This is a genomic window from Streptomyces sp. NPDC057271, from assembly GCF_042668715.1.
GTDB lineage: Bacteria > Actinomycetota > Actinomycetes > Streptomycetales > Streptomycetaceae > Streptomyces.
This window is the reverse complement of the sequence record NZ_JBHUYJ010000100.1, coordinates 1-20,925: the sequence shown is the minus strand read 5'-3', so window position 1 is coordinate 20,925 and position 20,925 is coordinate 1. Positions and strand designations below refer to the sequence as shown.

Below are 20,925 nucleotides of genomic sequence, written 5' to 3'. Positions count from 1 at the left end.
GCATCATGGACCCCGTGCCCCAGCCTTCCCTCCGCCGCACCCCGGTCCAGCAGCGCAGCGCCGAGCGCCTCGCCCGGATCCTCGACGCCTGCGCCGAACTCCTCGACGAGACCGGCTACGAGCAGCTGAGTACGCGTGCCGTCGCCGCCCGTGCGGGCGTCCCCATCGGATCCGTCTACCGCTTCTTCGGCAACAAGCGCGCGATGGCCGACGCCCTCGCCCACCGCAACCTCGACCGCTACGCCGAGCGGATCGGCGCGCGCCTCGCCGCGGTCGGCAAGGCCGACGCGTACAGCGCGATCGACAGCGTCCTGGACGAGTACATCGCCATGAAGCGCACCGTTCCCGGCTTCGCGCTCGTCGACTTCGGCGTCCCCGCGCCGACCGCCGCCACCACCACCGCCGGCGCCGCAGCCGCCGTCTCCACCACCGGCACCGCCGCCGCCACCGCCGGTGCCGCGGAAGCAGGCGCCGGGGTCCCGGGTGCGGAGGGCGCCGGTGGGGCGGTCCAGGCCGAGGACGCCAACCACCTCGTCGCCGGCCGCCTCTGCGGCCTCCTCGCCACCCACCTCGACCGCGCGGCCGACGACGCCCTGCGCCGCAAGGTCCTTGTCGGGGTCGAGGCCGCCGACGCGCTGCTCCAGCTCGCCTTCCGTACCGTCCCGACCGGCGACCCCGCGCTCATCGCCGAGACCCGCCAACTCCTCTACGCCTACCTCGCGCCCTCGCTGAGCTGACCCCTCCCCAACGTGCGTACCGGTCGGTATGCTCGCTGGTGCCCGCGCGTCACCGCCGTCGCCCCAGGGAGCCGCCATGTCCACCGCCCTGCGCATCTGCCCGCTCTGCGAAGCCACCTGCGGGCTGACCCTGACTCTCGACGGCACCCGGATCACCGGCGCCCGCGGAGACCGTGACGATGTCTTCAGCCAGGGGTTCATCTGCCCCAAGGGCGCCTCCTTCGGCGAGGTCGACGCCGATCCCGACCGGCTCACCGGGCCCCTCGTCCGCAAGAACGGCACCCTTCAGGAGGCCGGCTGGGAGGAGGCGTTCGACACGATCGCCGCCCGGATCCGGCCGCTGATCGAGACGTACGGACCGAACGCGGTGGGCCTCGTGCTCGGCAACCCGAACGTCCACACCATGGCCGGCGGCCTCTACCCGCCCCTGCTGATCGGCGCCCTGCGGACCCGTAACCTCTTCACCGCCTCCACCCTCGACCAGATGCCCAAGCACGTCTCCAGCGGGCTGCTCTTCGGAGACCCCTTCGCCATCCCCGTCCCGGACCTGGACCGCACCGACCACCTGCTGATGCTCGGCGCCAACCCCCTGGACTCCAACGGCAGCCTCTGCACCGCCCCCGACTTCCCCGGCAAGCTCAAGGCGCTGCGCAGGCGCGGCGGCACCCTCACCGTCGTCGACCCGCGCCGCACCCGAACCGCCCGGCTCGCCGACCGCCACGTCGCCATCCGCCCCGGCACCGACGCCCTGTTCCTCGCCGCGCTCGTCCACACCCTCTTCGCCGAGGGCCTCGCCGACCCCGGCCACCCGCTCGCCGACCGGGTCCAGGGCGTCGACGACGTACGCGAGGCGGTACGGGAGTTCACGCCCGAGGCCGTCGCCGCCGCCTGCGACCTGGACGCGGCCACCATCCGAACGATCGCCCGGGAACTCGCGGCCGCGCCCACCGCCGCCGTCTACGGCCGGATGGGCAGCTCCACCGTCGCCTACGGCACGCTCGCGAACTGGCTCGTCGACGTCCTGAACGTCCTCACCGGCAACCTCGACCGCCCCGGCGGCGCGCTCTTCCCGCTCGCCGCGACCGCTCCCGCTCCCCGACCGGCGGCCCCCGGCAAGGGCTTCGCGCTCGGCCGCTGGAGCAGCAGGGTCTCCGGCCATCCCGAGGCCAAGGGGGAACTCCCCATGGCCGCGCTCGCCGAGGAGATCGAGACGGAGGGGGAGGAACGTATCCGCGCGGTGATCACCGTCGCCGCCAACCCCGTCCTCTCCGCGCCCGACGGGCTGCGCCTCGACCGGGCGCTCGGCTCACTCGACCTGATGGTGGCCGTCGACCCGTACCTCAACGAGACCACCCGCCACGCCGACGTCGTCCTGCCTCCGCCGCCCCCCTCGCGGAGCGCCCACTTCGACTTCTCCTTCAACGGCCTCGCCGTCCGCAACCAGGTCCGCTTCACCCCGGCCGTCGTCCCGCTGGAGGACGGACGCATGGACGAGTGCGAGATCCACGCACGGCTGATCCTCGCCGTGAGCGGCATGCACGGCGCCCCGCCCTCGGCAGTCGACGACCTCGCCATCGACACGATGCTCGCCAAGGCGGTCACCCAGGAGCACTCACCCGTCCACGGCGCCGACCCCAAGGCCGTCGCCGCCGAGCTGAGGGGCACCACCGGGCCTGAACGGCGCCTCGACCTGATGCTCCGCCTCGGCCCGTACGACCTCACCCTCGACGACCTCCTCCGGGCACCGCACGGCATCGACCTCGGCCCCCTCGAACCGCGCCTCCCCGGTCTCCTCAGGACCCGCAGCGGACGCGTCGAACTGCTCCCCTGGCCGATCGCCGCCGACCTGCCACGGCTGCGCGCCGCCCTCGCCGCCCCGCCCGGCGGTCTCGTCCTCGTCGGCCGCCGCCATCTGCGGTCCAACAACAGCTGGCTGCACAACGCGCCTTCCCTCAACAGCGGTTCGAACCGGTGCACCCTCCAGGTCCACCCCGCCGACGCCGACCGGCTCGGCCTCGCCGACGGCAAACCCGCCCGGATCGCGGCCGAGGGCGGTGCCCTGGAGGTCGAGGTGGAGGTCACCGACGCCGTACGGAGCGGGGTGGTGAGCCTGCCGCACGGCTGGGGCCACGACCGGCCCGGCACCCGCCTCGCGGTCGCCGAGGCCCGCCCCGGGGTCAACGTGAACCAGCTCCTCGACGGCTCGCGCCTCGACCCGCTCTCGGGCACCGCCGTGCTCAACGGCTTCCCCGTGGAGCTGGCGCCCCTGCCGTGATCCTCCGGGAAGTGGGCGGCGTCCGCCTCGCCGGTCGTCCTCGCGGCGGGGCTCCTCCTCGGAATCACCTGGCGACGGCTCGTCGGCCGGGGGAGTGAATACGGAGGGTGTCACCACGTCGGTGATACCCTCCGTGCCTACGTCATGACAGATAGTCACATAATCGGCTCATAGTCCGATGTCTTCATGACTGGAGGAACCCCCATGGCCACTCTCGCAGCCCGTCCCCTGCTGTCCATCGCCGCCGCGTCGCTCGCCCTCGGCGGTGTCGGCCTGGCCGGTGCCCCGGCCGCGTTCGCCGCGCCCGGCGACAACGGCGACATCAAGATCCACCACGCCGGAGGTCGTGACGAGCCCCGCCGCACCGCCGTGAACAGCGAGACCACCCAGCCCCGGGTCTGCACGTTCTATCTCGCCGCCTTCGACTTCGAGGGGGTGCAGCAACTCAGCTGGACGATCTCCCCGCAGCGACCCGTGGACAGCGTGACCACGAACGGCACGATCACGATCGACTCCACGGGCCGCGGGATCACCCCTGACCTGACGCTCGTCGACGGCGCGTACGGAGTCGAGTGGACCTGGGAGGGGCAGACCAGCACCAGGAAGAGCAGGGACTTCCGGGTCGACTGCGACGAGATCACCAGCACCTCGGCGAACGGCAACAGCGGCAGCAACGGAAGCAGCGTCAACGGAAGCGGTGCCAACGGCAGTGGTGTCAACGCCACCAACGGCAACGCGAACGGTGGCAACGGCAGCGGCGGTTCCGGCAACAGTTGGAGCGGCAGCGGCAGTGGGGGGAGCGGAGGCGGCGGAGGTGGTGGCGGCAGGGAGAACGGCAGCGAGGGCGGATGGAACGGCGGCGGTGGAAGGCCCCCGCAGGGCCCCGTCGGCGCGGGTGGCGGCGGGGCTGTCGCCGCGACCACGACCGAGTCCTCCGACGACGGCTCCGTCTTCGGCGTCGCCTCCGCCCTCGCCGCCGGCCTCGCGGGTACGGCGGGTCTGATCCTCGTCCGCCGGGCGCGTCGCCGCACGCATGGCGCTTCGTAGGTTCCGCTCCACGCGCAGGCGGCGTCGCCTCCTCCGGCTCGCCCGGACCGTGGTGGTGGCCCTGTCACTGGTCGGCGGCGGCATCTGGTGGGTCCAGGACGACGAACCGTCCGGCCCGCCGGCCGCCGCCGCGGACCGGGCGGCCTCGGAACAGGCCGCCGCGCACGGGGCGCCCGCACCGTCCGCCGCCCGGCCGCCGCTCGGGCGGCATCCCGACGAGAAGCCGAAGGCGCAGTCAGGTCCCAAGCCCGCGCCCGAGGTCGCGCCCAAGCCCGCACGGCCGCGCGGGCCGTCGCCCGCGCCCTTGACCCGGTCACGCGCCACCAGCATCGCCGTGCCTTCGATCACGATCGAGGCGCCGGTGATCGACCTCGGGCTCGACCGGTCGGGGAAGCTCGCCACGCCGCCGATCGAGAATCCGCGGATCGTCGGGTGGTACGCGGGCGGTCCCGCCCCCGGCGAGCGCGGCACGGCGATCGTCGTCGGCCATCGCGACACCCGCACCGGGCCGGCCATCTTCCTCAACCTCGACACGCTCGACCGCGGCAACACCGTCCGCATCGCGCGGGCCGACGGCAAGGTCGCCGTGTTCACGGTCGACAAGGTCCGCACCTACACCAAGAAGGAGTTCCCCGACCGCGAGGTGTACGGCTCCACGGACCGCGCCGAACTGCGGCTGCTCACCTGCGGCGGTTCCTTCGACCCCAAGAAGGGTTACGAGTCGAACGTCGTCGTCTTCGCCCATCTCACGGACGTCGCCCGGCAGTTCTGAGGCGCGCGCCGCCCGTCGTCCCGCGGGCCGCCCGCGCCTCTCCGGCGCGCCCCCGCTTGCGGTCGTTTCGCGAGGGAACGCGCGGCGGTGGCGGAACGGGCCCGGTCGACCGCAAGGCGACGCCCGGGTTCCCGGCGGGGCCTGACTGTCCGGAACGGGCGTGGACAGTGGTGCGACGCCGACGGCACCATCGAGCGGGAGCGTTCGTACGAGCTGATCCTGCTCCACCGGCGTCGGAGGCGCGGCTCCACGATCCACGGGTCGAGGAGGTCGGCGAGGCGTACCGGAAGACCTACGGGCAGGAGTCCGTCGCCCGGCTCGACGAGCCGGCCCGGGCCGACTTCTGAAACCGGCCGCGGCGGCGGTCGGAGCGGAGCCGGTGCGCACGTCGGCTCTGGCGCCAAAAAACTATCAGCGCTAGTTTGGGTCCCCTCTGCAGGACCGCAGCCACGAAGGACCGAGGGAGTAGCGGATGAAGAGCCACGACGCGATGTACATCGGCGGGGAGTGGCGTCCCGCCGCGTCCACGGACACCATCCCGGTGGTCAATCCGGCGGACGAGCAGATCATCGGCCATGTGCCGGCCGGGACCGCCGAGGACGTCGACGCCGCCGTACGTGCCGCCCGAACCGCCTTCCCCGGCTGGGCCGCCACCCCGCCCGCTGAGCGTGCCAAGCTGATCGGCGCGCTCCGAGACGGTCTCGCCGCCCGCGCCGAGGAGATCGCCGCCACGGTCACCGCCGAGCTGGGCGCGCCGCCGCAGTTCGCCGCCGCCGTCCACGCCGGTCTGCCCATCGCCGTCGCCGGTACGTACGCCGAGCTCGCCGCCGCCCACTCGTTCGAGGAGAAGGTCGGCAACTCCACGGTCTACTCCGAGCCGGTCGGCGTGGTCGGCGCGATCACCCCGTGGAACTACCCGCTCCACCAGATCGTCGCCAAGGTCGCCCCCGCGCTCGCCGCCGGCTGCACGGTCGTCCTCAAGCCCGCCGAGGACACCCCGCTGACCGCCCAGCTGTTCGCCGAGACCGTCCACGCGGCCGGCATCCCGGCCGGCGTCTTCAACCTCGTCACCGGCCTCGGCCCGGTCGCCGGCCAGGCGCTCGCCGAGCACGAGGACGTCGACCTCGTCTCCTTCACCGGCTCCACGGCCGTCGGCAGGCGGATCGGCGCCCTCGCGGGCGGCGCGGTCAAGCGGGTCGCCCTGGAACTCGGCGGCAAGTCCGCCAACGTCATCCTGCCGAGCGCCGACCTCGGCAAGGCCGTCGCCGTCGGCATCGCCAACGTCATGGCCAACTCCGGCCAGACGTGCAGCGCGTGGACCCGGATGCTCGTTCCCGCCGACCGGTACGACGAGGCGGTGGCGCTGGCGGCCGAGGCCGTCGCCAGGTACGTCCCCGGCGAGCGCGTCGGCCCGCTCGTCAACGCGAAGCAGCAGCAGCGCGTGCGCGGCTACATCGAGAAGGGCGTCGAGGAGGGCGCCCGGATCGTCGCCGGCGGCCCGGAGGCCCCGCGCGAGACCGGTTACTACGTCTCCCCGACCGTCTTCGCCGACGTCACCCCGGGCATGACCATCGCGCAGGAGGAGATCTTCGGCCCGGTCGTCTCCCTCCTGCGGTACGAGGACGAGGACGAGGCCCTCGCCATCGCCAACGGGACCGTGTACGGGCTCGCGGGCGCAGTCTGGGGCGAACCGGAGGCCGCCGTCGCCTTCGCCCGCCGCATGGAGACGGGCCAGGTCGACATCAACGGCGGCCGCTTCAACCCGCTGGCGCCGTTCGGCGGTTACAAGCAGTCCGGCGTGGGGCGCGAACTCGGCGCGCACGGCCTCTCCGAGTACCTCCAGACCAAGTCCCTCCAGTTCTGAGTCCTTCCGAGCCGTTTCCCAGCCCTTCGGGGCCGTTACGAGCCTGTTCCGAGTCCCTGAGGAGCAAGACGCGTCATGAGCGTGGTCCGCGCCGCCTTCCTGCCCGCCGTCGGCTCTCCGCTGGAGATAGCCGGCATCCGACTGCCCGAACCAGGTCCCGGCCAGGTCCGGATCCGCCTCGCCGCCGCGGGGGTCTGCCACTCCGACCTGTCCCTCTCCAACGGCACCATGAGGGTGCCCGTCCCGGCCGTCCTCGGGCACGAGGGCGCCGGCACGGTCGTCTCCGTCGGCGAGGGCGTCACGCATGTCGCCCCCGGCGACGGTGTCGTCCTCAACTGGGCGCCGTCCTGCGGCGCCTGCCACGCCTGCTCGCTCGGCGAGGTCTGGCTCTGCGCCGACGCGCTGACCGGCGCCGGGAGCGTGTACGCCGAGACCGAGGACGGGACCGGGCTCCACCCGGGTCTCAACGTGGCCGCCTTCGCCGAGGAGACCGTGGTCGCGGCGAACTGCGTGCTGCCGGTCCCGGACGGGGTCCCGCTGACCGACGCGGCCCTCCTCGGCTGCGCCGTCCTCACCGGGTGGGGCGCGGTCCACCACTCGGCGCGGGTACGGCAGGGCGAGTCCGTCGTCGTGTACGGCGTCGGCGGCGTGGGCCTCGCCACCCTCCAGGCCGCCCGGATCGCGGGCGCCTCGCCGATCATCGCGGTCGACGTCTCGCCCGAGAAGGAGGCCCTGGCGCGGGCCGCCGGAGCGACCGAGCGCGTTGTCGCGTCCGCGACTACTGCCAGGGAGATCCGGAAGCTGACGGGCGGCCACGGCGCCGACGTGGCCGTCGAGTGCGTGGGCCGCGCCGCCACGATCCGTACCGCCTGGGACTCCACACGGCGCGGCGGCCGCACCACGGTCGTCGGCATCGGCGGAAAGGACCAGCAGGTCACCTTCAACGCCCTGGAACTCTTCCACTGGGGCCGGACCCTGTCCGGCTGCGTGTACGGAAACTCCGACCCGGCCGCGGACCTGCCCGTCCTCGCCGAGCACATCCGGGCCGGCCGCCTCGACCTCAGTGCGCTGGTCACCGAACGCATCACCCTGGACGGCATCCCGGGCGCCTTCGAGAACATGATCGCGGGCAAGGGCGGCCGGGCGCTCGTCGTCTTCCAGCCGGACGTCGTCCAGCCAGAAGCCTTCTAACCGGACGTCTTCCAGCCGGACGTCCGCTCACCGGGCAACGTCGTGGTCTCGACGCCCTCGGCCGGAGTCCTGGACGGGGGCTTCGGCCGGGAGCGCGAGACGGCGACGCCCGCGAGGCACAGCGCCCCGCCCGCGAGCGTGAGCAGGCCCGGCAGCTCGCCGAGGAACACCCAGGCCATGAGGACGACCAGCGCGGGCACGGCGTACGTCGTCGCGCCCATCCGGCCGGCGGTCGTACGGGCGAGGGCGTAGGCCCAGGTCGTGAAGGCCAGGGCGGTCGGGAACACGCCGAGGTAGACCATGTTCAGGGTCGCCGAGACCGGCGCGCTCGCCGCCTCGTCGACCAGCTGTCCGACGAACGGCAGACAGGCCACCGCACCCACCAGGCACCCGAAGGCGGTGACCTGAAGGGCGCTCCCGTGCGCCAGGGCGGGCTTCTGCGCGACGACACCACCCGCGTACGCGACCGCCGCGAGGAGGCAGAGCCCGACGCCGAGCACCGAGGCGTGGCCCTCGCCCGACATCGAGAGCCCCACGGCGACCGCGCCGGCGAAGGACACCGCCATGCCCGCCAGCAGCCGGGGCGGCAGCTTCTCGCCGAGGAACCGGGCGCCCAGCAGGGCGATGAGGATGGGCCCGATGTTCACGACCATCGCGGCAGTGCCCGCGTCGACCTCCTGCTCGCCCCAGTTGAGGGCCACCATGTACGCACCGAACCAGAGGAGGCCGGACACCGTGATCCCCGGCCAGGCCGCCCGGGGCGGCAGCCCTTCGCGCCGGACCAGCAGGACTGCCCCGAGGACGAGCGCCCCGGAGAGCAGCCGGCCGAGGGCCAGCGCGCCGGGGGAGTAGGCCTCCCCGGCGCTGCGGATCGAGACGAAGGCGGAGGCCCACAGGACGACGGTGACACCGGCGGCGGCGAGCGCCAGGCGCGAGGTGGCGGGGGAGTCGGTCATGGGGCGACCGTAGGCCCTGGACACTTCGGCGGTCACCGCACTGTCGCCGGCTCGATGCCCAGGACCCGCTGGAGGGCCCGCTCGCCCTCGGAGGTCACCTTCACGGCACGCTCCGACCCGATCCGTACGCACCAGCCGGCGTCGAGCGCGTGCCGGCAGAGCGCGGCGCCCGCCACCCCCGCCAGATGCGGCCTGCGCTCGGTCCGGTCGAGACAGCCGCGGGCGACCGGCCGCCGGCCCGTCGGGACCAGCGCGATGTCCTGCTCACCGAACCACGCCACGCCCGCGTCGGTGAGGGCGAACCCGGTGTCCTGGCGCAGCAGTCCGCGCACGGTCATGGCCTCGGTGATCGTGATCCCGAGCCGCCCCGCGAGATGGTCGTAACAGGTGCGCCCCCGCGCCATCGCGTGCCCCACGCTCGCCGCCCGCAGCGAGTGCGGCGGGTCCTTCCGGGCGGGCTCGGAGCGGGCGGCCAGGTCCTCGACGAGATGCGCGATCCCGGGGTCGGCGAGCCGCACGTACCGGTGCCGCCCCTGTCGCTCCTGGGCGAGCACCCCTCCCGCGACGAGCTTCCCCAGGTGTTCACTGGCGGTGGACGGCGCCACGCGCGCGTGCCGGGCGAGTTCGCCTGCGGTCCACGCCCGCCCGTCGAGCAGGGCGAGGACGAACGCGGCGCGGGTCTCGTCGGCGAAGAGTGCGGCGAGTGCGGCGAGGTCTTCGGATGCCATGGCCCCAGGGTCCCGCACTCACGTTTCGGCGTTGGCCGAACGGTCCGCCATGCGCCACCGGTGGTGGAGCAGTTCCGTGGGCCGGTGATCGTGCTCGAATTCGGGGCCCACCAGCGTTCCCACCCGCCGGTACGCCTCCTCGGTCCGGGGGTCGTCGCGCCGGGCCAGGCCGAAGGCGCCCTCCAGGCGCAGCGACGGATCGTCCTCGTCGAGCAGCGCCCACAGGGCCGCGGCGGCCGCGGGCGACCGGTCCCGGCCCGTGGCGAGCGCCGCCGCGGCCCTGCGGCGCACGTCGCCGTCCCGGTCCGCGACGAGGGCGAGCAGGGCGCCGGTGACCTCGTCGGAGAGATCGTGCTTCTGGGCCAGCACGTCACCGGCCGCGGCGCGGACCACGGCGTCGGGGTCGCCGGTCAGGCCGAGCAGCGCCGCGCGGGCCGCCGTGGTGACGGGGGTCTCGTCGTCGATCAGGGCGTACGCAGCCTCGGCCCGGACCGATGGGTGCGCGTGGCCGGCGAACCGCAGTCCGAGCTCCTCGTGGCCGGGGTGGTCCAGGTGATTGAGGGTGTTCAGGATCTGCGTGAGGACATCGGCGTCCGGTTCCTCCAGGGCCCAGTCGGAGAGGAGTTCCACGGTCTCCTTCTCGTAGGAGTTGCGATGGCTCCACCGGAAGACGGAGACGCTCCACAGGACGTCGACCGCGAAGCGGCGGTGGGCCCGGTCCGGGTGACGGCGGTAGGTCGCGACCGCCGAGAACGTCTCGCGGCTGCGCCGCTCGTTCAGCACCCACTTCGCCGCCCACCAGCCCGCGCCGATGTGGTCCCGGTCCGCGCCCGGGTCCGCCACCGCCCGTGCCACCAGCTCGTCCACGGGGGTCAACACACGGAACGCCCACTCCAGCGCAGTCAGGATCGCGCTGTGACCGTCCCGCACGGTCCGTCCGGCGAGGGTCACCTGCCTCACCAGGGTCTCGTCGTCGTCCATGACATGGGCCGTCCGCGCGGGGGCGGACGAGCCCGTCACGCGCCGGAGTTCGGCCTCCGCCCCGGCCTCGTGCCAGCGGCGAGCCCGGGCGAGGAGCCGCTCCCGCGCGGTCTGAGGGAGCCGGAGCCGGGGTTCTTGCCCCAGGGTCGCGTCGAAGACCGCGGGGGACCCGCCGTCGATCGCGCGGCACAGCGGCGTGGTGCCGTCCGGCAGCTCCCGGTCCGGGTTCGCGCCGCCCGCCACGAGCGCGCGGGCGGTCTCGGCGTCGTACGCCGCCACCGCCGCGCAGAGGACGGGCAGTCCGTCCTCGGTCCGGGCGTCGGGATCCGCGCCCGCCTCCACCAGGGCGCGGACCGCCTCCGCGTCCCCGTCCCGTGCTGCCGCTACGAGCCGCTCGGCGTCTCCTGTCTGGCCGTCCATGCTCCCCGTACCCCCGTCTCGTACTGCATCGCCAACCCGTCGAGCAGCGCCCTCAGGCCCGTCTCGAAGGCGCCCTCGTCGACCTTCTGGCGGTGTTCCGCGAGGAGGTGGGCCTGGCCGAGGTGAGGGTAGTCGGCGGGGTCGTAGGCCGTCTCGTCGTCGACGAAGCCGCGGGCGAAGGAGCCGAGGGCCGAGCCCGTGACGAAGTAGCGCATCAGCGCGCCGATGTAGGTCGCCTGGGCCGGTGGCCAGCCCGCCCGGACCATCGCTCCGAAGACCGCGTCGGCGACCTTCAGACCCGCCGGGCGGCGGCCCGGGCCCTGGGCCAGGACGGGGACGATGTGGGGGTGGTCGGCGAGGGCGGCGCGGTAGGAGACCGCCCACTCGTGCAGGGCCGTACGCCAGTCGCGGCCGTCGCCCGCCGCGAACATCGACAGATCGACTTTCGCGCTGACGGCGTCGGCGACCGCGTCGAGGATCTCGTCCTTGGTGCGGAAGTGGTTGTAGAGGGACGGCCCGCTCACCCCCAGCTCGGCCGCGAGTCGTCGCGTCGAGACGGCCGCGAGGCCCTCCGCGTCCACGAGCGCGCTCGCCGCCTCGACGATGCGTTCTCTGCTCAGAAGGGGCTTGCTCGGTCGGGCCATGGCGCACATAGTAGGCCTGCGCAGTAGAAACTAGCAGTGCTAATTAAAGTCTTCCCCGAAGGTCGGTGGCGTAGTGAACCTGGAGCTCAGCGAGGAGCAGGAAGCCGTACGACGGCTCGCCGAGGACTTCGTCGCGCGCGAGGTCGCCCCGCACGTGGTCGCCTGGGACCGGAGCGAGAACGTCGACCGGTCGATCGTGAAGAAGCTCGGGGCCGTCGGCTTCCTCGGCCTGACCGTCCCGGAGGAGTACGGCGGCTCGGGCGGCGACCATCTCTCGTACTGCCTCGTCACCGAGGAGCTCGGCCGCGGCGACTCCTCCGTCCGCGGCATCGTCTCCGTCTCGCTGGGCCTCGTCACCAAGACCATCGCCTCCTGGGGCACCGAGGAGCAGAAGCGCGCCTGGCTGCCCCGGCTCACCTCCGGCGACGCCCTCGGCTGCTTCGGGCTGACCGAGCCGGGCACCGGTTCGGACGCGGGGAACCTCTCCACCAGGGCCGTACGCGACGGCGACTGCTACGTCGTCAACGGCTCGAAGATGTTCATCACCAACGGCACCTGGGCCGACGTCGTCCTGCTCTTCGCGCGTACCGGCGACACCCCCGGCCACCAGGGCGTCTCCGCGTTCCTCGTCCCCGCGGACACCCCCGGCCTCACCCGCCGCACCATCCACGGCAAGCTCGGCCTGCGCGGCCAGGCCACCGCCGAACTGGTCCTGGAGGATGTCCGCGTCCCCGCCACCGCGATGCTGGGCCCCGAGGGCAAGGGCTTCTCCGTCGCCATGTCCGCCCTCGCCAAGGGGCGGATGTCGGTCGCGGCCGGCTGTGTCGGCATCGCGCAGGCGGCCCTCGACGCGGCCGTGCGGTACGCCGGGGAGCGGGAGCAGTTCGGCAAGTCCATCGCCTCGTACCAGCTGGTGCAGGAGCTGATCAGCGACATCGCCGTCGACGTGGACGCCGCCCGCCTGCTGACCTGGCGCGTCGCCGATCTCGTCGACCGCGGCCTGGACTTCGCCACCGCGGCCTCCCAGGCCAAGCTGTTCGCCTCCGAAGCGGCCGTCCGCGCCGCGAACAACGCACTGCAGGTCTTCGGCGGGTACGGCTACATCGACGAGTATCCGGTCGGGAAGCTGCTCCGTGACGCGCGCGTGATGACGCTGTACGAGGGCACGAGCCAGATCCAGAAGCTGATCATCGGGCGGGCGCTCACGGGCGTGTCGGCGTTCTGAGTACCTCGCCGGACGCGGCTGAGTATCCGGGCGGATGTGGCGGGCGCCACATCCGCCCGATCCTGTCGTCATGAGCGACACACCGGTCAAGCAGCAGAACACGGCCGCCTACCACCTGCAGGCCGTCATCTCCTTCGGCCTCGCCCTCGCGGCCGTGGCGATCGGCGTCTACCAGCTGGACGCCGACGCCTGGGTCCGCGCCTTCCTCGCCATCGCCGTCCTCTACCTCACGACGTCAGCCTTCACCCTCGCCAAGGTCGTCCGCGACCGGCAGGAGGCGGGGCAGATCGTCAGCCGGGTCGACCAGGCCCGGCTGGAGAAGCTCCTCGCGGAGCACGACCCCTTCCAGAAGCTCTGAGCCTAAGCGCTTGCTCAGCTTCGTTGTATGGTGTTCGTCCTGACGGTTGGAGAAGGGGCGAACGATGAGCGTCGCTGAGGAGACGCCCGGCGGCACGGACGCGTCGTGGGGCGAGGTCACGCCCGAGGCGGCCAGGCGGCTGCTCGTCGCGGCCGTCGAGGCGTTCGCCGAGCGCGGTTACCACGCCACCACCACCCGGGACATCGCCGGCCGCGCCGGCATGAGCCCGGCCGCGCTCTACATCCATTACAAGACCAAGGAAGAGCTGCTCCACCGGATCAGCCGCATCGGTCACGACAAGGCCCTGGAGATCCTCCGGGCCGCCGCCGACGGCGAGGGGACGGCGGGCGAGCGGCTGGCCGACGCCGTACGGTCCTTCGTGCGCTGGCACGCCGAGCGCCACACCACCGCGCGGGTCGTCCAGTACGAACTCGACGCCCTCGGCCCCGAGCACCGCACCGAGATCGTGGCGCTGCGCCGCGAGTCCGACGCGACCGTGCGCAGGATCATCGACGAGGGCGTGGCGGCGGGCGAGTTCGACGTGCCGGACGTGCCGGGCACGACCGTCGCCGTGCTCTCCCTCTGCATCGACGTGTCGCGCTGGTTCAACGTCCGGGGCCGCCGGACGCCGGACGAGGTCGGCGCGCTCTACGCCGACCTCGTGCTGCGGATGGTCGGCGCTCAGAAGTAGTAGCGGGAGACCGACTCGGCGACGCAGACCGGCTTGTCGCCGCCCTCGCGCTCCACCGTCACGGTCGCCGTGACCTGCACCCCGCCGCCCGCCTCCCGCACCTCGGTCAGGACGGCGCCCGCGCGCAGCCGCGAGCCGACCGGTACGGGGGAGGGGAAGCGGACCTTGTCGGTGCCGTAGTTGAGGCCCATCTTCATGCCCTCGACGCGCATGATCTGCGGCACCAGCGTCGGCAGCAGCGACAGCGTCAGATAGCCGTGCGCGATGGTCTTCCCGAACGGCCCGGAGGCCGCCCGCTCCGGGTCCACGTGGATCCACTGGTGGTCACCGGTGGCGTCGGCGAACAGATCGATCCGCTTCTGCTCGATCTCCAGCCAGTCGCTGTGCCCCAGCGGTTCGCCGACCGCGGCGCGCAGCTCCTCGGCAGAGGTGAAGATCCTCGGCTCAGCCATGTCTCGCTCGTCCCTTCGTGAACCTGTGACTCCTGTTTCTAAGCGCTTGCTCAGCATGTGGGGTGGGGGGCCCGCTGTCAACGGACAGTAGGGTTCGAGGGGTGCCGCAGATTCCAGAGAAGATCCATGAACTCACCGTCGGCCAGGTGTCCGCGCGAAGCGGCGCCGCGGTGTCGGCCCTGCACTTCTACGAGTCCAAGGGCCTGATCACCAGCCGCCGTACCAGTGGCAACCAGCGCCGGTACGGCCGTGACACGCTCCGGCGGGTCGCCTTCATCCGGGCCGCGCAGCGCGTCGGCATCCCCCTGGCGACCATCCGCGTCGCCCTCTCCGAACTCCCCGAGGAGCGCACGCCCACCAAGGAGGACTGGGCGCGGCTCTCGGCGGCGTGGCGCACGGAGCTGGACGAGCGGATCAACCAGCTCGGACGGCTGAGGGACCATCTGACCGACTGCATCGGCTGCGGCTGTCTGTCGCTGCGGAACTGCGTCCTGTCCAACCCGGACGACGCGATCGGTGAGAGCCTCACCGGTTCGCGGCTGATGGGGGAGCGCCGCGAGAAGTAGGCCCGGCGGCTCCAGGCCGGTCCCGGCGGCTCACGGTCCCGGCCGGTCCCGGCGGCGCACGGTCCCGCTCAATGGGCCCGCGGCCCGTCCCGGCGTACGAAGAGGGGCCCGCCACCCCCGTGGACGGGCCCCTCGGTCCTTCGTGGCGGTCACTCGTACTCGGTGCCGCCCTTGCGGGTCAGATACGCCGGGCTGACCGCCTTGGCGATCGCGCGGCCGCCCACGACCGGGCTGTACCGCTCCGTCACCGGGCGGATCACGACGCCCTCCCGCAGATGGAGATCACGCCCGGACACGGTCTCCCGGCCGCTCGCAAGGCCGACGACGACGTCCAGGTCGTACGGCCCCGTGTACAGCCGCGGTACGAGCGGCAGCTCGCCGGCCTCCAGGACCTCGGCCGGGTCCAGCCACCGGACCTGGCCGTCGATCTCGGCCGACACGTCGAAGACCGCGTAACCGACCTGCTCGCCGCGGGCGTTCGCGCCGTAGCCGAGGTCCTGCACACCGGCCCCGTACACCTCACCGAACAGTCCGACCCGGCGCGCCCCGAGGCGGGCGGCGAGCCGCGCCGCCACGGCCGGTACGCCATGGCCGTGGACGGCCCGCCAGTAGAGGTTCCGCGGGTCCTCCTGGAGCGCGAGACCCTTGGCTCCGAAGCCCTTGGAGGAGACCTGGACGCGGCCGTCCCCGGCGGAGTACGTGGTGAGACAGGCCGTGCCGTGCAGCTTCTCGGTCAGGACCACCGGCTCGCCGGGCTCGAAGATGTCCGGATACCGCTGGAGGTTCTCGATGTCGACCCAGGGCAGCAGGTCGGGCGCCACCTCCACGTCCCCGCTCATCGTCGGCGGGATCGGCGGCACCCACTTCGTGATGCCGAGAAGCTCGGCGAAGTCGGTCCCCTCGGCGGCCGCCGCGGCCAGGTCGACGTCTGCCAGCGCCTTCGGCCGGCACACGATCCCCTGCGACAACTCCCCGCGCAGACGCACCGCCTTGACCCGGTCGGACGCCTTCCCGGCGAGCCGTCCGGTCAGCCCCAGCTCGTCGACGAGAGCGGTCGGCAGTACGGCCTGCTCCGGAATGTAGACGGCGACGTCACCGCTGCGGTACGCGCCCTTCGCGACGACGGCCCGGTACAGACCCACCTGGGCCAGTTCGAGCGCGTCGGCGTTGGGATGGGCGTGGACGGCCAGGGTTTCGGCGGTGACGCGCAGCGTCGACATGTCAGTTCTCCGGTGACTCGGGTGTCGTTCTCACGCCGGACACTGTGCGGGAAGGGAATTCGGGTGGGCCACCGGATTTCCGCTCTGGTAGCGTCGCGCCCTTCGGCTACGCGGAGTCGCCCTCGGAGACGGCCATCACGAGTGCGGCGGCGACCAGTTGGGCGTTGGAGTCCGCGCGGGAGCCGTCCGGCAGGACGAGCGTGTCCTCCAGGCCGATGCGGGTGGCCAGGCCGAGGCGGCGGGCGAGCCGCAGGACCGGCCACGCGCCGCCTTGTTCGCCGTGGAGGAGGACCGGCCGGCCGTGGGCCGTGCCGAGGTCCGCGAGGAGGGAACGTGCCGTGGACCGCGCGGTCGTGGGGTCGGGATCGGTGACCTCCGCGAGGACCCGCAGCACCCGCGGTCCCAGGGGTGAACGGAGGAACCGCTCCGGTCCGTCCGTGCCCGACCAGAGCCCCGCCTCCACGCCCACCCCGCGCTCCAGGAGCAGGGCCGCGAGTTCCTCCGCGCCCGGCTCGTGCCAGTTCACCGAGGCGTGGTCGGGCAGGTCCGTCCAGGCCCGGACGCGCTCCACCCGCCGTACGGGATCGGGCTCGGCCCACGCGCCCGTCGTCACACTCACCGGGACGCCGACCGCCCCCCGCAACGCCGCCAGCGTCACCGAGAGGACCCGGGGCGACAGGGTGTCGCCGCCGCACGGCGTCCTGGGGTGCACGTGGACGTCGCGCGCCCCGGCCGCGACGGCCCGCGCCGCCGACTCCGCCATGGTGCCCGGTGACATCGGCACGGCCGCGGAGTCACCCGGCCCCCGGGTCCCGTTCAGACACACCTGCGTCAACGCGGGCCCCCGTTGCCCCCGTTGCCCGCGAATCCCCCGTTGCCCCCGCGTCTCGTCCTCCACCGTCGCTAGGCCACCGACGCCAGAGTGAGCAGAGACTCTCCCCGAGTTCGCGCCGGCGCACCCGCTGTCAGTACCGCCCGCGGCACGACCACGCCGCAGTCCGCGCACACCGGGCCGAACCACGGCTCGTCCACCAGGTCCGGCCGCCATTCGATCCGGGTCCCCGCGCACACCGGGCAGTGCTCCCCGGGCGCGGACTCCAGCGCGGCGATCAACCGCCGCAACACCTCGGCCAGCGGCTCCGTCGGGTGCACGGCCGGATCGTCACACCGCGCCACCCCGTTGCCGCCCCACGTCCGCCGGTGCCAGTCGTCCAGCGCGCCCGGCCGGCGCAGGCCCTCGTGCTTCTCGCGCCGCCGACGCGCCGCGAACTCCTTCTCGTACGCGAGCCAGACCGCCCGCGCCTCCTCCAGCTCCTCCAGCGCGGCCACCAGCCGCCCCGGATCGAGCTCCCTGTCCTCGGGCCCGAACCCGTGCCTGCGGCACAGGTGGTCCCAGGTCGCGCGGTGCCCGTAAGGGGCGAACCGCTCCAGGCACTTGCGCAGCGAGTACCTCCGCAGCGCCGTGTCACTCCCGGGATCGCGCACCTGTCTCGCAAGACTCCGGAAACCCGCCATCGCTCCGCACCTCCGTCGCTGGTACTTCGGCGTCAAGGACGTTATGGAATGGACGAACGAGTACCCCTCCGTGTTCCATCGAAAATTCGATGGGAGCCATCAGAGGCGCACGGGGGAGATCGGTTGCAGGACGTTCTGGCGGGTCTCGCGGCCAGTCCGGCGCTGCCGGGAAGGCTCTTCCCGGCGCCGGCGGAGGCCGGTGACGAGGACGTCCGCCTTCTTCTGGCACTCCGCGACGACCTCACCGGGGCCCGGGCCCTCGCCCTCCTCGCCCACGACGACGTGGACCTCTGGACGCTCGTCGGGAACGGCCGGATCCCCTGGGCCGACGTGCCCCGCGACGACCCCGACCTCCTGTCGGCCGCCGCCCAGGCCGGGATCGCACCGGAGTCCGCGGTACGGGAACTCGCCGCCCACCCCTCGCTGCCGGTGGAGACGATGGAACGGCTCATCGCGCGGGCCCGCTGTGCCGCCGTGCGGGCGACCTGACCTGCCGTCCCCCGAACCGTCCTGCCTGACCTACCGTCCCCCGAACCGTCCTGCCTGACCTACCGTCCCCCGAACCGTCCCGCCGCCGCCACCAGCCGGGCCAGCTCCGCGTGGCAGATGTCGCTGTGCTCACCGACCACGGCAGCCGCGTCGACGCTCACACAGCCGGATGCCGGGACGCCGTCGCGCAGCGCCGCCGCCAGGGTCGCCGAGCGCGTGCCCGGGACCGCCTGGACGCCGTCGTGACCGATCGCCCCCCAGCGCCTGTCGCTCGCCAGCAGCGAGTCGGCGTCCCTGGCCAGCCGCGAGGCCAGGGGGTAGAACACCCGCAGGGCCGTGTCGTGGCGCGAGTAGCAGGCGACCACGGGCCCGTCGACCCGTCGCTGCAGATCGCGCAGCGCGCCGCCCCGGCCCGGTTCGTGCGGGAGGCTGGCCGCGAACGCGTAGTGCGAGAAGGCCCCTTGGAGCAGCGTCACCGATGCCACGTTCCGCGCCCCGGCGGGCAGTCCGCGCAGGGCGTACGAGACGAGCCGGGCGCCCATGCTGTGTCCGACGAGGTGGATCCGCAGCCCGGGGGAGGTGCGGGCGAGTTCGCCGATCAGGGGGCCGAGTCCCCGCTCGCCGACGGTCCCGGAGCGGCGCTTCATCGTGTAGTACGTGGCCTGACGCAGGGCCTCCTTGGCGCCCTTCCAGAACCGCGTCAGCCGGCCGCCGAACGCCTCGCGTGGGGTCGGCACGCCCCCCGGCCCCTCGGCCTCCTCCAGCGCGTCGGCGAACATCGCGCACACGGCGACCGGGTCCGCGAGCAGGAAGTCCGGGACGTCCGGCCCGGCCTCCGTGAGGCCGCGCGATCCGTCGGTGTCCGTCAACTCCCTGAGCAGAGAGCCGAACTCGACGAAGGCCGCCTCGTCGTCCGGCTGTTCGGCGAGCAGTGCGGCGAGCCGCTCGACCACCGCCTCCTTGCCCGGATGCACGGCCGCCACGGACTCGAAGTCGGGGATCGGCTCGTCCGAGAACATCATCGACGGCCAGATCACCCCCACGTACCCCAGGTGTGCGTCCCGCTCCACGGTCTGCGGGAACGGGGCGAAGAACGCCGCGTACAGGCGTGAGGCCACGGACCGGGTGTTGTTCCACCCGTGGGCGAACATCACCAGATCCGTGACCCCTTGGGCGGCCAGCGCCGCGAGCGTCTCGTGCTGCCGGGCCGCCCCGTCTCCGTCCTTGTCGAAGGTGATCTCCCGGTAGGGCTCCACACTTGTTCCGGCCATGCTCTGCCCGTCCCTCCGCGTCGAGGAAGTGCTGAGGAAGTTCCTGAGGAAGCTGCTGAGGATGTTCTTCCCGCGCCAGCATCCTGCGCGCACGGAGGGACGGCCAGGTTTTCAGCGCAGACGCGCCGCAGAGACCTCGGGGAAGTGCACCAGCAGGTCGTACGCCGTGGTCAGCCGGACCGGCGCCCGGCTCCCCTCCCACGGGAACGCGGTCCCGATGAGCCACGCCGGGCGGTGCGCCCCCAGCCACCTCCGGGCGGCGGGTGTCGCCGTACGCAGGTCCAGGTAGAAGGGGCGCGGCGACACCCGGTCCAGGGTCTCGGCGCTGCTGTCCACCCCCGGCCGGCCGACCGTGAACGCCCGGATCGGCTCGCCCGGCGCCCCGGTGTCATGGGCGTTGAACGAGCCCCGCCCGAAGGACGCCCCCATGCTGACGTAGTCCCGGCCGAGGGCGTCGCGCAGGAAGGCGCCCTGGAGGCGCGGGTACTGGTCCGGCTCCGTCGTCTCGTAGCCGACGTGCCCGTTGTGGGCCGACAGGACGATCCGGTCGCCGGTCTGCCGCTGCCACCACACCGTGTTCTCGGCCATGATCCGGTCGCGGTAGAGCATCGCGTCGGCGATACCCGTGGGACTCTCCATGTCGTGCGCCATCTCTGTGCCGACCTGGGCGATCGCCCGGGCGTGCTGGACCGTCCAGGTGTGCGCCTCAGGGGCCCGGCCGGGGTTCTGCCGCTCCAGGAGCGCGAGGGCGCGGTTCACGTCAGCGGCCATCCGCCGGCGCTCCTCCAGCGGCTTGGCGAGGTACCCGTTCATCCAGGAGTCGACGGAGCCGACCGGCCGCGAGGCCCGGTACAGCTCCTGGAACCGCGGCAGCAGCCGCGGGTGGGCGCGGGCGACATGGTCCGTGACCATGTCGAAGAGGTTCGGCCCCGCGTAGCCGAGGTCGTTGCCCATGAACCGCACCTGGTGACCGGGGTGACGCAGATTGTGCTGTCGCATCCAGGTGATCAGATCCAGGTACTCCTCGGTGTTCCAGAAGCGGTAGGCGTGTCGGAACTCGTCCTTCAGGATCTGACGCGGGTCGCCCTTGCCGAAGCGTACGTAGTCGTCGATCAGCAGCCCCGTCGACCAGTTGGCCTCCAGGGCGAAGGCGGTGAAGCCCTTCCTCTCCACGAGGTGCTCGAAGATCCGGTGCTTGGTCTCGAAGAACTCGGCCGAGCTGTGCGTCGCCTCCCCGATCCCGAGGACCTTGGCCGAACCGATCATCCGGTCCAGCGGCCGCAGGTCGCCCAAAGGAACGGCGGTGCGGGCGAGTTCACGGGCGGGGTCCGGGGCGGGGCGGGTGTCCGCGCTCGCGGCGGGAGCGAGGGCGGCGAGGCAGAGCGCCACGACCGCCCCCACCAGCGGTAACCGATGTCGTGTCAACGTCTTCATCTGAGTCCTTTCGTGGATACGCCCACCTTCAGGTGGGGGAGGAAACGAAACCCCTGCGGAGCGGGGCAGTGAGCGGGGTTTCGCTCCCA

Annotated in this window: 22 protein-coding genes and 1 pseudogene; 13 read left to right on the top strand and 10 right to left on the bottom strand. The window is 73.0% G+C overall.

Features of this window, described 5'->3' with window-relative positions; translation table 11 throughout:
• Positions 1 to 5: 5 nt before the first annotated feature.
• The 8 genes and pseudogenes from ACFUJR_RS31745 (at position 6) to ACFUJR_RS31710 (ending at position 7,886) form a co-directional block, all read left to right on the top strand.
• Entirely contained in the window at positions 6 to 737 is a 732-nt protein-coding gene (locus ACFUJR_RS31745; RefSeq protein WP_383173076.1) for a TetR family transcriptional regulator, read from the top strand.
• A gap of 76 nt (positions 738 to 813) precedes the next feature.
• A complete protein-coding gene (locus ACFUJR_RS31740; RefSeq protein WP_383173077.1) occupies positions 814 to 3,012 on the top strand; it encodes a molybdopterin oxidoreductase family protein in 2,199 nt (732 codons plus the stop codon).
• A 204-nt stretch (positions 3,013 to 3,216) separates the two neighbouring features.
• Positions 3,217 to 4,059, top strand: a complete 843-nt coding sequence (locus ACFUJR_RS31735; RefSeq protein WP_383173078.1) for a hypothetical protein — start codon at positions 3,217 to 3,219, stop codon at positions 4,057 to 4,059.
• Complete coding sequence (locus tag ACFUJR_RS31730; RefSeq protein ID WP_383173079.1) at positions 4,046 to 4,831, top strand: class F sortase; 786 nt, start codon at positions 4,046 to 4,048, stop codon at positions 4,829 to 4,831. Before ACFUJR_RS31735 ends, ACFUJR_RS31730 begins: the two co-directional genes overlap by 14 nt.
• A gap of 87 nt (positions 4,832 to 4,918) precedes the next feature.
• Positions 4,919 to 5,017 (top strand): annotated as a pseudogene (locus tag ACFUJR_RS31725) (hypothetical protein); the annotation flags it as partial.
• Complete coding sequence (locus ACFUJR_RS31720; RefSeq protein ID WP_383450979.1) at positions 5,002 to 5,178, top strand: hypothetical protein; 177 nt, start codon at positions 5,002 to 5,004, stop codon at positions 5,176 to 5,178. The pseudogene ACFUJR_RS31725 and the gene ACFUJR_RS31720, both read left to right, overlap by 16 nt.
• Before the next feature lie 125 nt (positions 5,179 to 5,303).
• A complete protein-coding gene (locus ACFUJR_RS31715) occupies positions 5,304 to 6,695 on the top strand; it encodes an aldehyde dehydrogenase family protein (RefSeq protein ID WP_383173081.1) in 1,392 nt (463 codons plus the stop codon).
• A gap of 81 nt (positions 6,696 to 6,776) precedes the next feature.
• Positions 6,777 to 7,886, top strand: a complete 1,110-nt coding sequence (locus ACFUJR_RS31710; RefSeq protein ID WP_383450976.1) for a zinc-binding dehydrogenase — start codon at positions 6,777 to 6,779, stop codon at positions 7,884 to 7,886.
• Here ACFUJR_RS31710 and ACFUJR_RS31705 read toward each other — a convergent pair.
• The 4 genes from ACFUJR_RS31705 to ACFUJR_RS31690 are packed head-to-tail and all read right to left on the bottom strand — an operon-like array spanning position 7,883 to position 11,615.
• Positions 7,883 to 8,842, bottom strand: coding sequence for a DMT family transporter (locus ACFUJR_RS31705; RefSeq protein ID WP_383173082.1), 960 nt, complete (start codon positions 8,840 to 8,842; stop codon positions 7,883 to 7,885). The genes ACFUJR_RS31710 and ACFUJR_RS31705 overlap by 4 nt on opposite strands.
• Positions 8,843 to 8,874: 32 nt before the next feature.
• A complete protein-coding gene (locus ACFUJR_RS31700) occupies positions 8,875 to 9,570 on the bottom strand; it encodes an ArsR/SmtB family transcription factor (protein WP_383173083.1) in 696 nt (231 codons plus the stop codon).
• Positions 9,571 to 9,588: 18 nt separating this feature from the next.
• Complete coding sequence (locus tag ACFUJR_RS31695) at positions 9,589 to 10,971, bottom strand: HEAT repeat domain-containing protein (protein ID WP_383173084.1); 1,383 nt, start codon at positions 10,969 to 10,971, stop codon at positions 9,589 to 9,591.
• Complete coding sequence (locus ACFUJR_RS31690) at positions 10,935 to 11,615, bottom strand: TetR/AcrR family transcriptional regulator (protein WP_383173086.1); 681 nt, start codon at positions 11,613 to 11,615, stop codon at positions 10,935 to 10,937. The genes ACFUJR_RS31695 and ACFUJR_RS31690 overlap by 37 nt, the downstream gene beginning before the upstream one ends.
• Before the next feature lie 73 nt (positions 11,616 to 11,688).
• On the opposite strand from ACFUJR_RS31690, the gene ACFUJR_RS31685 reads away from it, so the two are divergent.
• From ACFUJR_RS31685 to ACFUJR_RS31675, 3 genes are all read left to right on the top strand, one after another.
• Positions 11,689 to 12,840 (top strand): acyl-CoA dehydrogenase family protein, encoded by a 1,152-nt coding sequence (locus ACFUJR_RS31685; protein WP_383173088.1) that lies wholly within the window; start codon positions 11,689 to 11,691, stop codon positions 12,838 to 12,840.
• A 70-nt stretch (positions 12,841 to 12,910) separates the two neighbouring features.
• Positions 12,911 to 13,198, top strand: coding sequence for a YiaA/YiaB family inner membrane protein (locus ACFUJR_RS31680; protein ID WP_352189895.1), 288 nt, complete (start codon positions 12,911 to 12,913; stop codon positions 13,196 to 13,198).
• Between the two features lie 64 nt (positions 13,199 to 13,262).
• Positions 13,263 to 13,889 carry a TetR/AcrR family transcriptional regulator gene (locus ACFUJR_RS31675; RefSeq protein ID WP_383173090.1) on the top strand — a complete coding sequence of 209 codons (627 nt, stop codon included), beginning with the start codon at positions 13,263 to 13,265 and terminating at the stop codon, positions 13,887 to 13,889.
• Here ACFUJR_RS31675 and ACFUJR_RS31670 read toward each other — a convergent pair.
• A complete protein-coding gene (locus ACFUJR_RS31670; protein WP_383173092.1) occupies positions 13,880 to 14,341 on the bottom strand; it encodes a MaoC family dehydratase in 462 nt (153 codons plus the stop codon). The genes ACFUJR_RS31675 and ACFUJR_RS31670 overlap by 10 nt on opposite strands.
• A 101-nt stretch (positions 14,342 to 14,442) precedes the next feature.
• On the opposite strand from ACFUJR_RS31670, the gene soxR reads away from it, so the two are divergent.
• Complete coding sequence (soxR, locus tag ACFUJR_RS31665; RefSeq protein ID WP_383173094.1) at positions 14,443 to 14,907, top strand: redox-sensitive transcriptional activator SoxR; 465 nt, start codon at positions 14,443 to 14,445, stop codon at positions 14,905 to 14,907.
• A gap of 149 nt (positions 14,908 to 15,056) precedes the next feature.
• Here the strand turns inward: soxR and ACFUJR_RS31660 are convergent, their stop codons facing one another.
• The 3 genes from ACFUJR_RS31660 to ACFUJR_RS31650 form a co-directional block, all read right to left on the bottom strand.
• The gene (locus ACFUJR_RS31660; RefSeq protein WP_383173097.1) at positions 15,057 to 16,127 is read right to left on the bottom strand and encodes an RNA ligase (ATP); all 1,071 of its coding nucleotides are present in this window, start codon (positions 16,125 to 16,127) and stop codon (positions 15,057 to 15,059) included.
• Positions 16,128 to 16,233: 106 nt separating this feature from the next.
• Entirely contained in the window at positions 16,234 to 16,962 is a 729-nt protein-coding gene (locus tag ACFUJR_RS31655; RefSeq protein ID WP_383173099.1) for a 3-keto-5-aminohexanoate cleavage protein, read from the bottom strand.
• A gap of 68 nt (positions 16,963 to 17,030) precedes the next feature.
• Complete coding sequence (locus tag ACFUJR_RS31650) at positions 17,031 to 17,642, bottom strand: hypothetical protein (protein ID WP_383173101.1); 612 nt, start codon at positions 17,640 to 17,642, stop codon at positions 17,031 to 17,033.
• Positions 17,643 to 17,765: 123 nt separating this feature from the next.
• Here ACFUJR_RS31650 and ACFUJR_RS31645 point away from each other — a divergent pair, with 123 nt between their 5' ends.
• Positions 17,766 to 18,131, top strand: a complete 366-nt coding sequence (locus ACFUJR_RS31645; protein WP_383173103.1) for a hypothetical protein — start codon at positions 17,766 to 17,768, stop codon at positions 18,129 to 18,131.
• Between the two features lie 59 nt (positions 18,132 to 18,190).
• Here ACFUJR_RS31645 and ACFUJR_RS31640 read toward each other — a convergent pair whose 3' ends face one another.
• Both ACFUJR_RS31640 and ACFUJR_RS31635 read right to left on the bottom strand, forming a co-directional pair.
• A complete protein-coding gene (locus tag ACFUJR_RS31640) occupies positions 18,191 to 19,402 on the bottom strand; it encodes an alpha/beta hydrolase (protein ID WP_383173105.1) in 1,212 nt (403 codons plus the stop codon).
• A 111-nt stretch (positions 19,403 to 19,513) separates the two neighbouring features.
• Positions 19,514 to 20,836, bottom strand: coding sequence for an erythromycin esterase family protein (locus ACFUJR_RS31635; RefSeq protein ID WP_383173107.1), 1,323 nt, complete (start codon positions 20,834 to 20,836; stop codon positions 19,514 to 19,516).
• Positions 20,837 to 20,925 lie beyond the last annotated feature (89 nt).